This is a genomic window from Brevundimonas sp. UYEF29 (assembly GCF_040546195.1).
Classification (GTDB): Bacteria; Pseudomonadota; Alphaproteobacteria; order Caulobacterales; family Caulobacteraceae; genus Brevundimonas; species Brevundimonas huaxiensis.
In genome coordinates this window covers 345,731-357,464 of the sequence record NZ_JBEPNH010000002.1, presented here as the reverse complement: position 1 = coordinate 357,464, position 11,734 = coordinate 345,731, and the positions used below count along the sequence as shown (strand labels likewise).

Genomic DNA, 11,734 nt, shown 5'->3' with positions numbered 1-11,734 from the left:
AACAGTCTATAGGGCGCACCGTCCTTTCCACCGGATGCCGACCGTTGCGCACCGCCATCCTGCTCCCTCCGGGCTGCCTGTTTTCTGAAGGCCAGCCGAACTCAATGGAGACGGTGGTGAGGACGATGGCGAGCGTCGATCAGGGCGGCGAGACCCGCATCTTCTGCTGCCAAGGCGCGGACGAAGGTCCGGCGCCAGGCGTGGACGTCCTGCCGGCGGGGCGCAGCCGCATGCGCACCCTGATCGAGCGGCTGCGCGACTTTCGACCCGATGTGATCGAGCATCATCAGCAGGTGAAACAGGCGCTGGCTGTGCAGCAGGTCCTGCCCGAGACGCCTCACCTACTCTATCGCCACAACGCCCTGCGCCCGCCGCGCCACCCCATCGACCGCTGGCGTTATCGGGCGCGTTATGAGCGGCTGGACGGCCTGGTCTTCGTCAGCGTGGCGGAGCGGGACGCCTTCATGCGCACCTTCCCTGATCTGCACGACCGGGCGTTCGCCGTGCCCAATCCCATCGACGCGACCGCCTGGCTGGCCTCGCCCGAAGATCGACAGCCGGTGATCGCCTTCGCCGGGCGCGCCATGCCGGAAAAGGGCGTCGATGTGCTGTGCGCCGCCCTGCCCGCCGTCCTGGACGCCCACCCCGACTGGCGCGCCGTGCTGATGCTGAACGACTGGGACGACCACGCGCGCTGGGCGGCTCGGCATGTCGCGCCGTTGGAGAGGTATGGCGACCGGGTAGAGGTGCTGAAGTCCGCGCCTTTGGGCGAGGTGCGCCGGCGGATGCAGACGGCGGCCATCGCCCTGACGCCGTCCGTCTGGGACGAGCCGTTCGGACTGACGGCGATCGAGGCCCATGCAGCGGGCGCAGCCCTGATCTCGTCCGGCCGCGGCGGTCTCCGCGAAGCCAGCGGGCCGCACGCCCTCTATGTCGATGCAGTGACGCCGAAGACATTGGCGGCGGCGATGGAACGGTTGATTTCGTCACCTGAGGAACGCTTGGCGCTGGCGCGATCCGCACAGGCCTATGTGTTGGCGACCCATACGCCCGAGCGCCGCGCGGCCGAGCTGAAGGCCGTGCGCCAGACCGTGATCGACCGTCGCCGGGCGCGTCAGACGACCGGGATCGCCTGAGATAACCGTCCGCCGACGCGGATCGGCTCGACCCGCAACGCCAGCCCCGTTCGATCGTCCGTCTCGACGAACACGCCGCACACGGTCGCCGGGCCGGAGGCCGGCATGTAGCGGCCGCCCGAAATCCGGGTGGTGAAGCGGCGCAGCGGCTCTTCCTTCTCGTTGCCGATCACGCTGTCGTAGTCGCAGCAGCCGCCGGCGTCGGTCTGATAGGCCGTTCCGCCGGGCAGGATCTGGCAGTCGGCGGTGGGCACATGGGTGTGTGTGCCGACTACCAGCGACGCGCGCCCGTCGCAGAAATGGCCCATGGCCATCTTCTCGGACGTGACCTCGGCATGCATATCCACGATCACGGCGTCCGCCACCGCGCCCAGCGGCGCCGCCGCCAGTTCGCGCTCCACCGCCCCGAACGGATCGTCCATGGGGTCCATATGCACCCGGCCCAACACATTCATGACCAGGACCGTCCGGCCCGAATGGGTCTCGAACAGATTGGCCCCGGCGCCCGGCGCATCCATCAGGCGCGGATAGTTGGCCGGCCGGATCAGGCGCGGCTCACGCACGATATAGGTCAGGGCCTCGCGCTGGTCCCAGCTATGGTTGCCCAGCGTCAGGCAGTCGGCGCCGGCCATGAACAGCTCGCGCGCCGTGTTCTCGGTGATGCCGAAGCCGCCGGCGGCGTTCTCCGCGTTCACGACCACGAAGTCGAGCTTCAGGTCCCGCTTCAGGCCCGGAAGATGATCGCTGATGCCGTCACGGCCGGACTTGCCGATGACGTCGCCGAAAAATGCCAGTCTCATGCGAAAAGTCTCATTCGAAAGCCGTATAGCCGGTCTCGGTCAGAACGCCATGCAGTCGAATGTCGTGAGGCTCTAGCGCCAGCCGTTCGACCCTTTGACCGGCATAGGCGAAACCGACACGCATGGCGTCGGGTTGGGCGGCGAAGGTGCGGTCGTAAAAGCCGCCGCCCTGCCCCAGGCGCCCGCCCTGATCATCAAAGGCCAGCAGCGGCGTCAGGATCAGGTCCGGCATGACGACGTCGGCCAGCGGCAGCGGCGCGGGGCATCCGGCGGCGTCCATCTCCAGCGGCTCGCCGGGCGACCAGGCGCGGAACGCCATCGGCGCGTCGCGCTGGACCACGACCGGCAGGCACAGGCGGCAGCCCGCCGCCTCCAGCGCTACGGCCAGGGCGTCGGTATCCAGCTCTGACCCCATGGCGCGATAGAGCGCGACGACCTGGGCGGTGGGAAGCGCATCGGCATGGTCGGCCGCCCGGCTTGCGGCTAAAGGATCAGCCTCGGCCAGACGCTTGCGCAAGGCGCGGGCGGCCGATCGGAGTTCATGCTTGTCTTGGATCATCGAACCGCCCCTACGCGTGCTCATGCAGCGAGCCGCCGCGCGGCGAGCGATAGCACATCACAGGGAGAGGGTGGCGGCGCCGCGCGAACCGTGAAGAACGTTTAAATCCTCTCGACCTGGGTAGCCAGGTGGGCTCCGTATGCCCAAGCCCTCGAGCCCGGACAGGGACAGATCCCGTAGAGTGAATTAAGGTCAGAAGGATATGTTGTCTTCGACGTGAGCCGCAGCATGACCCGCCGTCAATCAAGATAGGCCTTCGCCGGCCCCGACGCCAGCATCCGCAGACGAATAATCGACTAGAGGTTTTGGGCGATCTTTTCGATCCGCGCGGCGACGGCGTTCAGCGCCTCGGCGACCCCGTCCGTCGAAGCCGCCGCTGGGGCGGCCGCTGACGAAGCTCCCGCCTTGCCGGCGTTCAACCGCGCCTCATGCAGTTCGTCGGCCAGGATCAGCGCGGACATCAGAAACAGCCTCAGATCGCCGACATGGCCAACGTCGCCTGCGACCTGACGCACCTGATTGTCGAACTGTTTGGCCAGGATGCGGACCCGCTCTTCCTGCCCGTCGGCGCAGCCCACCGCATAGGGGCGTCCATTGACCTCGACCGTCACCGTCGCCATCAGCCGGCCTCGCTTTCGGCCAGGGCTTCGCGCACGGCCTGGGCGGCGCGGCCCAGCGCCTCGGACGCCTCGCGCCCGGCGGCCTCCAGCTCGGCGACGCGCTGATCTGTGGCGCGCGGCGCGAACAGATCGTCGTCCGCGATCGCGGGCGCCGAGGCGGGCCGCGCCTTCAGCTCCAAAATCTTGCGTTCCAGTTCGGCCAGGGCGCGGTCGATACGCGCCCGTGCGGCCGTGGTGGCGTCTGCCATCGGTCGCTCCTTTAGATTCCGTATAGAAGCCGAGGACGCGCCGGGGTAAAGGGGCGCGCCCCCTTTTTCCGCCTTCCCAACAGAGGTCTCCACAGTGACCGACGCCAAAACCGCACCAAAGGCCACGCCCGAGCAGATGGCGAACGCCATTCGCGTCCTCGCCATGGACGGCGTCGAGAAGGCCAAGTCCGGCCACCCCGGCATGCCGATGGGCATGGCCGACGTCGCCACGGTGCTGTTTTCTCGCTTCCTGAAGTTCGACGCCTCGCGCCCCGACTGGGCCGACCGCGACCGCTTCATCCTGTCGGCCGGTCACGGCTCGATGCTGATCTACGCCCTGCTGCACCTGACGGGCTATAAGAGCGCGACCAAGGAAGAACTGTCGAACTTCCGTCAGTGGGGCTCCAAGACCGCCGGCCACCCGGAGTACGGCCATATGCCGGGCGTCGAGGTCACCACCGGCCCGCTGGGCCAAGGCCTGGCCACGTCGGTCGGTTTCGCCATGGCCGAGCGCCATCTGGCGGCGAAGTATGGCGACGATCTGGTCGATCACCGCACCTGGGTCATCGCCGGCGACGGCTGCCTGATGGAAGGCGTGTCGCAGGAAGCCATCGCGCTTGCCGGCCGCTACAAGCTGAACAAGCTGCACGTCCTGTGGGACGACAACGAGATCACCATCGACGGCAAGGTCTCGCTGTCGGATGCGACCGACCAGAAGGCCCGCTTCAAGGCCGCCGGCTGGGCGGTCAAGGCCATCGACGGTCACGACATGAACGCCATCAAGGGCGCGATGAAGTGGGCCATGCGTCAGGACAAGCCCACCCTGATCGCCTGCAAGACCAAGATCGGCAAGGGCGCCGCCACGATGGAAGGCAGCCACAAGACCCACGGCGCGGCCCTGGGCGCCGCCGAGATCGCCGCCACGCGCCTGGGCCTGGCCTGGGATCACGATCCGTTCGAAATGCCCCAGACCATCGCCGACGCTTGGAAGAAGGTCGGCCGTCGCGGCGCCAAGGACCGCAAGAAGTGGGAGGCCCGCCTCGACGCCTCGTCCCAGGCCGCCGATTTCACCCGCGCCATGAAGGGCGACTTGCCCGAGGCCGCCTTCGACGCCCTGAACGCCAAGATCGCCGAACTGGTCGAGACCCAGCCGGCCCAGGCGACGCGCCAGTCGTCGGGCGCGGCGCTGGACGAACTGTTCGCCGCCATTCCCGAACTGGTCGGCGGCTCGGCCGACCTGACCGGCTCGAACAACACCTTCGTCAAGGGTACGCCGATCCTGGATGCGCCGACCTATGAAGGTCGCTACGTCAACTGGGGCATCCGCGAGTTCGGCATGGCCGCAGCCATGAACGGACTGGCCCTGCACGGCGGGGTCATTCCCTACGGCGGCACCTTCATGGTGTTTTCGGACTATAGCCGCCCGGCCATCCGCCTGGGCGCCCTGATGGGCGTGCGCGCCATCCATGTCCTGACCCACGACTCGATCGGCCTGGGCGAAGACGGCCCGACGCACCAACCGGTCGAACATCTGGCGGCCCTGCGCGCCATCCCCAACCTGATGGTCTTCCGCCCCGCCGACACCATCGAGGCCATGGAATGCTGGCAGGTCGCCCTGCAGACCAAGACCGCGCCGTCGGCCCTGGCCCTGTCGCGCCAGAAGACCCCGGCCGTCCGCACCGTCGCCACGACCGAAAACCTGTCCGCCAAGGGCGCCTATGAGATCAAGGCCGCCAATGGCGAGGCCCAGGCCACACTGTTCGGCACAGGCACCGAACTGGCCCTGGCGCTGAAGGCCGCCGAGACGCTGGAAGCCGAAGGCGTGGCGACCCGCGTCGTCTCGGTCCCCTCGTTCGAACTGTTTGAACAGCAGGACGCCGCCTACCAGGCCTCTGTGATCGGTCGCGGCACGGTCCGCGTCGCCGTGGAAGCCGCGATCAAGCAAGGCTGGGAACGCTTCATCGGCGAAGACGGCGCCTTCATCGGCATGACCGGCTTTGGCGCCTCCGCCCCGGCCGAGGTTCTGTACGAGAAGTTCGGCATCACCTCGGACGCCATCGTCGCGGCGGTCAAGGCGCGGCTGTAAAACTTGGATCACTCCCCCGTGCGCGACGCTTTACGGGGGAGATTTTTTGAAAGCAGAAGCCATGAGCCGCATCGGCGCGATCAGCCTGCTTGTTCACGACTATGACGCGGCCGTCGCCTTCTATGTCGGAAAGCTGGGCTTCGAGCTCAGCGAAGACACCGACATGGGCGGCGGCAAACGCTGGGTGCGCGTCACCCCCAAAGGCGGCGAGACCAGCCTGCTGCTGGCGCGCGCCACGACCGACGCGCAGAAGGCTCAGGTCGGCAACCAGGCCGGCGGCCGGGTCTGGCTGTTTCTGGAGACGGACGACCTGATGCGCGACCACGACGCCTGGCTTGCCGCCGGCGTCCACTTTCGCGAAACCCCGCGACATGAAACCTATGGCAAGGTGGTGGTCTTCGAAGACCTCTATGGCAACGCCTGGGACCTGATCGAACCCGCTATCGGAGCCTGACGCCCATGAAACTCGGCACCCCGCTTTCCGACACCGCCGTGCGCGTCATGCTGCTGGGCTCGGGCGAACTGGGCAAGGAGGTCGCCATCGAGCTTCAGCGGCTCGGCGTCGAGGTCATCGCCGTCGATCGTTATCCCAACGCCCCGGCCATGCAGGTGGCGCACCGCAGCCACGTCATCCCCATGACCGACGCCCAGGTGCTGAACGGCGTCATCCTGGCCGAGGCCCCGCACTTCATCGTGCCCGAGATCGAGGCCATCGCCACCAAGGTCCTGGCCGATATCGAGGCCGCCGGCATGGCGACGGTGATCCCGACGGCTCGCGCGGTGCAACTGACGATGAACCGCGAGGGCATCCGCAAACTGGCCGCCGAAGCGCTGGGCCTGCCCACCAGCCCCTACGCCTTCGCCGGCTCGGCCGAGGAACTGGCCGCCGGCGCCGAGGCCGTCGGCTATCCCAACTTCGTCAAGCCGGTCATGTCCTCGTCGGGCAAGGGCCAGTCCTTCGTCGAAAGCGCCGATGAAATCGTCGACGCCTGGACCTATGCGCAGGACAGCGGCCGGGTCGCCGGCGCCCGCGTCATCGTCGAGGGACGCATCGACTTCGACTTCGAGATCACGCTGCTGACCGTCCGCTCGCGCGGCGCCGACGGCTCGACCCGCACGGATTTCTGCGCGCCCATCGGCCACCGACAGGTCAAGGGCGACTACGTCGAAAGCTGGCAGCCGCAGGCCATGACGCCCGCTGCGCTGGCCGCCTCCCAGGACATCGCCGCGAAGGTCACAGAGGCCTTGGGCGGTTACGGCGTCTTCGGCGTCGAACTGTTCGTCAAGGGCGACCAGGTCTGGTTCTCCGAGGTTTCGCCCCGCCCACACGACACCGGTCTGGTCACCCTGGCCAGCCAGACGATGAGCGAGTTTGCACTTCACGCCCGCGCCATCTTGGGTCTGCCCGTCGACGTGACCCAGCGCGAGCCCGCCGCCAGCGCCGTCATCTACGGCGGTCTGGACGCGCAAGGAATCGCCTTTGAGGGCGTCGCGGAGGCCCTGTCGGTCCCGACCGCCGACCTGCGTCTGTTCGGCAAGCCCGAAGCCTTCGAGCGCCGCCGCATGGGCGTGGCGACCGCGCGCGGCGCCGACGTCGAACAGGCCCGCGACCGCGCGCGTGAAGCCGCAGGCTGTGTGAAGGTGGTTCGGGGCTGACACCACCGTCTCCTCCCCACCTGTGGGGAGGGGGACCGCGAAGCGGTGGAGGGGTTCTGGAATCCCCGCAGGCGCCCGCGATGCGGTGAAGACTCCCTCCGTCTCTCCGCTGCGCTTCGAGCCACCTCCCCATAAATGGGGAGGAGACGCCCGCTCCTCGTTCATTTCTACGACTTTAGTCGATTGGCCTTGTCCCGGATTGTGGTGCAAACCAAGGGCGAGGGTCGCAGTCAGCCGGCCGGGAGGGATCTGTCGTGGGCAAACTCAGCACACCCATAATCTTCGGCGCCATCGCCATCCTGGGGGCGGTGTCCCTCGGCATCATCGCCCTGCATCAGGGTGAAAGCATCAGCGCGGTCTGGATGGTGGTCGCCGCCGTCTGCACCTATGCGATCGCCTATCGGTTCTACAGCCGCTACTTGGCCAACAAGGTCATGCAGCTGAATCCCGCGCGCTTGACCCCGGCCATGCGTCGCAACGACGGGCTGGACTATGTGCCGACGCCCAAGAACGTCCTGTTCGGCCACCACTTCGCCGCCATCGCCGGCGCAGGCCCGCTGGTCGGGCCGGTTCTGGCCGCCCAGATGGGCTATCTGCCGGGCGTCCTGTGGATTCTGGTCGGCGCCGTGCTGGCCGGCGCGGTGCAGGACATGATGGTTCTGTTCATGTCCACGCGTCGTGACGGCAAGTCGCTGGGCGACATGATCCGCACCGAAATGGGCAACATCCCCGGCATCATCGCTCAGATCGGCGTCCTGATGATCATGATCATCATCCTGGCGGTTCTGTCCCTTGTGGTAGTGAAGGCCCTGGCCGAAAGCCCGTGGGGAACCTTCACCGTCGCCGCCACCATCCCCATCGCTATCTTCATGGGCCTGTACACCCGCTTCCTGCGGCCGGGCCGCGTGGGCGAGGTGTCGGTCATCGGCGTCGTTCTGCTGATCCTGGCCATCATCGGCGGCGGCCATATCGCCGCGGATCCGTTCTGGGGCCCGGCCTTCACCCTGACCGGCCCGACCCTGGCCATTCTGATGATGGTCTATGGCTTCATCGCCTCCGTCATTCCGGTGTGGCTGCTGCTGGCGCCGCGCGACTATCTGTCGACCTTCCTGAAGATCGGCGCGATCGTAGCCCTGGCGGTCGGCATCCTGATCGTGCGCCCGCACCTGCAGATGCCGGCCATCACCCCCTTCATCGACGGCACCGGCCCGGTCTTCGCCGGCGCCCTGTTCCCCTTCCTGTTCATCACCATCGCCTGCGGCGCGGTGTCGGGCTTCCACGCCCTGATCTCCTCGGGCACCACGCCCAAACTGCTGGAGAACGAAGGCCAGATCCCGATGATCGGCTATGGCGCCATGCTGTGCGAAAGCTTCGTCGCCGTCATGGCCCTGATCGCCGCCACGGTTCTGGATCCGGCGGTCTATTTCGCCATGAACAGCCCGGTCGCCGTCATCGGCAACGACGCGGTTTCGGCCGCCGCCGCCGTGGCGCAATGGGGCTTCCACATCACGCCCGGAGAGCTTGAGCAGCTGGCGCGCGACGTGGGCGAGCATTCGATCCTGTCGCGCGCAGGCGGCGCCCCGACCCTGGCGGTCGGCATGGCCCACATCCTGTCGGGCATGATCGGCGGCAAGGCCATGATGGCCTTCTGGTATCATTTCGCCATCCTGTTCGAGGCCCTGTTCATCCTGACCACGGTCGACGCCGGCACCCGGGTGTGCCGCTTCATGATCCAGGACCTGCTGGGCGTCGCCGTGCCCAAGATGCGCGAGACCAAGTCCTGGGGCGCCAACGTCGTCGCCACTGCCCTGACGGTCGGGCTGTGGGGCTATTTCCTCTACACCGGCGTGGTGGATCCGCTGGGCGGCATCAACAGCCTGTGGCCGCTGTTCGGCATCGCCAACCAGATGCTGGCGGCGATCGCCCTGATCCTGGGCACCGTCGTTCTGTTCAAGATGAAGCGCGAGAAGTTCGCCTGGGTCATGGCGATCCCGGCGACCTGGCTGCTGATCTGCACCCTGACGGCGGGCTTCCAGAAGCTGTTCCACCCGGACGTCCGCATCGGCTTCCTGTCCCACGCCCGCAAATATCAGGAGGCGCTGGGCGCCGGCGAACTGATCGCCCCGGCCAAGAGCATCGGCGACATGCACCGCATCGTGGTCAACGACTACGTCAACTCGACCCTGACAGCGGGCTTCCTGTTCGTGGTCGTCACCATGGTCGTCTATGGCGTCCTGGCGTGCCGCAAGGCCTATGCGAACAACCGCCCGACGGTCCGCGAATATCCGGAAAGCCACCAACTGACGGCGGCCGACGAGGCGGCGGATGCGGCCCGTGCCTGACGTTCAGGATGACCTGCTGTGCCTGTGCCGCGACACCGCCCTGCGGTGGGGTCGCGGCGTCCGGCGCACGGCCGGCGCCATGATCGGTCAGCCGGACTATCAGGCCTATGTCGATCACGCGACGGCGACCCATCCCGACCAGCCGCCGCTGGACAAGACCGCCTTCTTCCGCCTGCACGAGCAGCGCCGCTTCGGCGGCGCCGGCGGGTTCAAGTGCTGCTGATCTAGAAACTGCTGGCGGGGGTCGAAGCCCTCGCCCGCTCCTCCGCCCGAAGGGCGGCGATCGCCGCCTCCAGCGTCGGGTCGTCGCCCGCGCGGCGCTGGGCCACGGTGCGCGGCGCGGCGATGTCCGGGGTCACGCCCCGCTTCTCGAGCCGAATCCCGCCCGAAGTCACGAAGTCCGCCCGGCTGAGCGTCAGCCGCCCGCCGTCCGGCAGATTGGTCTCTTGGGCGATCAGCACCGATCCGCCGGTCTTCTCGCCCACCACGATGCCGCGCCGCGCCTCCTGCAAGGCGGCCGGCGTCAGTTCAGCGGCGCTGCGGCTGCCCTGATCCACCAGAACCGCCACATCATTGGCCAGGGGATCGCGCCGGTCGCCGCAGTCGCCCGCCGCCCTCAGCACCACCGGCCGGCCGCTGCGTCCCGTTCGGGTCGCCCAGACCTGATCGCGCGGCAGGAAACAGGTCAGGACCGATTCCGCCTCCATCAGCCGCCCGCCGGGATTGCCGCGCAGGTCCAGCACCACATCGACATCGGGCGGCAAGCCTTCCAGTTCGCTGCCCATCCAGGCGCCTAGCCCCTTGTCGAACTGCTCGACGCGCAGCACCAGCACCCCCGGCCGCGACTTGTCAGCGGTGAACGGCTCGATGGCCTCCATCACCCGCGGCGTCAGGGCGATCTCACGCCTCTGCCCCGCATCGTCGGTCAGGACCAGTTGCACCGGAATCCCGTCATAGGTCTCGACATCCGGTCCCCAGGGCTTCCCGTCGACCGAATTCAGGGCCCAGCCCATCTGCACCCCCGCCGCCTCGGCCGGCGAACCCGGCCGGACACGTTCGACGGTCCAGTCGTCCGGCGTCTCGCCCCGCATCAGGGTCAGGCCCATCACGGCGCGCCGGGCGAACTGCGCCTCCTGACGTCGCACTGCCGCCGGCGGATTGGCCGCCGCATGACCGTCGTCCAGCAGATCCAGCATCGCATTGATGACGCGGTACAGCCCCCGCTCGTCGCTCGCCGCCAGGGCCTGGGGCCGGAACGTCGCCCGCGCGGTGGTCCAGTCCACGCCGTGCAGGGTCGGATCGTAATAGCCCCGCCGCACCTCGCTCCACACCCGATCGAACACGCGCTGATTCAGCCTCACGCGGTCACGCGAGGGCGCCGCGGCGGCGCCCGGATCGACGGCGGGCGCATCGACCGGTTGCGCCACGGCCGGAACGCTCAACGGCAGACCGAGCAACAGAAGGCTGAAAAGCCGGGCGGAAACGCTCAGACGCATGACGACCATCTGACGTCAGTTGACCGTTCCGCTCAAGTCACGACTGCGCGCTATTCCGGCACCCGCGCCCCGTCCCAGGCGAAGACGCCGCCGCTGTCGGCGGGGGTCAAGGTCGATAGCACGGACAGCAGCCGCCCGGCGGAATAGTCGGCTGGGAACAACTTCCCCTGGGCCACCCCCTTCTGGAACGGCGCGCTCAGATCCGTCGCCACCGTGCCGGGATGCAGACCGGCGATCACCGCCTGCGGATGACTGCGCGCCATCTCGACCGACAGATTGCGCAGGATCATGTTCAGCGCCGCCTTGGACGCGCGATAGGCGTGCCAGCCGCCCAGCCGGTTGTCGCCTATCGATCCCACCCGCGCCGACAGGGCCGCGAACACCGCCCGCCGATCGCGCGGCATCAGCGGCAGCAGATGTTTCGCCGCCAGCGCGGGCCCCACCGCATTGACGCGGTAGTCGCGTAAAAGGTGTTCCGCATCCAGTTGGCGAAAGGCCCGCTCCGGCTGAAGTCCGTCGTGCAGCACCCCGGTCGCCACGACGATCAGGGTCGGGGGCGGTCCCTGGCCGATCCGTTCGGCGGCGGACGCCAGACTGGCCTCATCCTCCAGATCGGCCGCCAGCCCTAGCGCGCCCGCCACATCCGCGCCGGACCGCGACACGGCCCACACCGTATCGAACGCGCCGTCCGCCACGATCCGCTCGACCATCGCCCGGCCGATACCGCCCGTCGCCCCGATCACCACCGCCGATCCGTTCATCGCGTCTCCCTTCCGCGTTCATCCCATGAT

At 68.1% G+C, this 11,734-nt stretch carries 12 protein-coding genes and 1 other RNA gene; 6 read left to right on the top strand and 7 right to left on the bottom strand.

Features of this window, described 5'->3' with window-relative positions; genetic code table 11:
- Window positions 1–44: 44 nt before the first annotated feature.
- Window positions 45–1,136 carry a glycosyltransferase family 4 protein gene (locus ABIB58_RS04750; RefSeq protein ID WP_354039352.1) on the top strand — a complete coding sequence of 364 codons (1,092 nt, stop codon included), beginning with the start codon at window positions 45–47 and terminating at the stop codon, window positions 1,134–1,136.
- On the opposite strand, the gene ABIB58_RS04745 is transcribed toward ABIB58_RS04750, so the two are convergent.
- The 5 genes from ABIB58_RS04745 to ABIB58_RS04725 all read right to left on the bottom strand — a co-directional run bounded on the left by ABIB58_RS04745 (window position 1,115) and on the right by ABIB58_RS04725 (window position 3,363).
- A complete protein-coding gene (locus tag ABIB58_RS04745; RefSeq protein ID WP_354039350.1) occupies window positions 1,115–1,936 on the bottom strand; it encodes a TIGR00282 family metallophosphoesterase in 822 nt (273 codons plus the stop codon). The genes ABIB58_RS04750 and ABIB58_RS04745 overlap by 22 nt on opposite strands.
- A 10-nt stretch (window positions 1,937–1,946) precedes the next feature.
- Window positions 1,947–2,495: a 5-formyltetrahydrofolate cyclo-ligase gene (locus ABIB58_RS04740; RefSeq protein WP_354039348.1), complete on the bottom strand. Its 549-nt coding sequence runs from the start codon at window positions 2,493–2,495 to the stop codon at window positions 1,947–1,949.
- Between the two features lie 72 nt (window positions 2,496–2,567).
- A non-coding RNA gene (gene ssrS / locus ABIB58_RS04735) (6S RNA) lies at window positions 2,568–2,728 on the bottom strand.
- Between the two features lie 63 nt (window positions 2,729–2,791).
- Window positions 2,792–3,115: a cell division protein ZapA gene (locus tag ABIB58_RS04730; protein ID WP_295206912.1), complete on the bottom strand. Its 324-nt coding sequence runs from the start codon at window positions 3,113–3,115 to the stop codon at window positions 2,792–2,794.
- A complete protein-coding gene (locus ABIB58_RS04725) occupies window positions 3,115–3,363 on the bottom strand; it encodes a hypothetical protein (RefSeq protein WP_295186643.1) in 249 nt (82 codons plus the stop codon). The genes ABIB58_RS04730 and ABIB58_RS04725 overlap by 1 nt, the downstream gene beginning before the upstream one ends.
- A 94-nt stretch (window positions 3,364–3,457) precedes the next feature.
- Here ABIB58_RS04725 and tkt point away from each other — a divergent pair, with 94 nt between their 5' ends.
- From tkt to ABIB58_RS04700, 5 genes are all read left to right on the top strand, one after another.
- A complete protein-coding gene (tkt, locus tag ABIB58_RS04720) occupies window positions 3,458–5,449 on the top strand; it encodes a transketolase (protein ID WP_354039345.1) in 1,992 nt (663 codons plus the stop codon).
- A 61-nt stretch (window positions 5,450–5,510) separates the two neighbouring features.
- Window positions 5,511–5,903, top strand: a complete 393-nt coding sequence (locus tag ABIB58_RS04715; RefSeq protein WP_045809847.1) for a VOC family protein — start codon at window positions 5,511–5,513, stop codon at window positions 5,901–5,903.
- A gap of 5 nt (window positions 5,904–5,908) precedes the next feature.
- Window positions 5,909–7,105 (top strand): formate-dependent phosphoribosylglycinamide formyltransferase, encoded by a 1,197-nt coding sequence (gene purT / locus ABIB58_RS04710; RefSeq protein ID WP_045809846.1) that lies wholly within the window; start codon window positions 5,909–5,911, stop codon window positions 7,103–7,105.
- 254 nt (window positions 7,106–7,359) lie between these two features.
- Window positions 7,360–9,447, top strand: a complete 2,088-nt coding sequence (locus ABIB58_RS04705; RefSeq protein ID WP_354039343.1) for a carbon starvation CstA family protein — start codon at window positions 7,360–7,362, stop codon at window positions 9,445–9,447.
- Entirely contained in the window at window positions 9,440–9,670 is a 231-nt protein-coding gene (locus tag ABIB58_RS04700) for a YbdD/YjiX family protein (protein ID WP_502909728.1), read from the top strand. Before ABIB58_RS04705 ends, ABIB58_RS04700 begins: the two co-directional genes overlap by 8 nt.
- Window position 9,671: 1 nt before the next feature.
- Here the strand turns inward: ABIB58_RS04700 and ABIB58_RS04695 are convergent, their stop codons facing one another.
- Together ABIB58_RS04695 and ABIB58_RS04690 are read right to left on the bottom strand one after the other, a co-directional pair.
- Window positions 9,672–10,943 carry a S41 family peptidase gene (locus ABIB58_RS04695; RefSeq protein ID WP_354039341.1) on the bottom strand — a complete coding sequence of 424 codons (1,272 nt, stop codon included), beginning with the start codon at window positions 10,941–10,943 and terminating at the stop codon, window positions 9,672–9,674.
- Between the two features lie 50 nt (window positions 10,944–10,993).
- On the bottom strand, window positions 10,994–11,704 hold the full coding sequence (locus ABIB58_RS04690) for an SDR family NAD(P)-dependent oxidoreductase (protein ID WP_354039339.1): 711 nt from the start codon (window positions 11,702–11,704) through the stop codon (window positions 10,994–10,996).
- Between the last annotated feature and the right edge of the window lie 30 nt (window positions 11,705–11,734).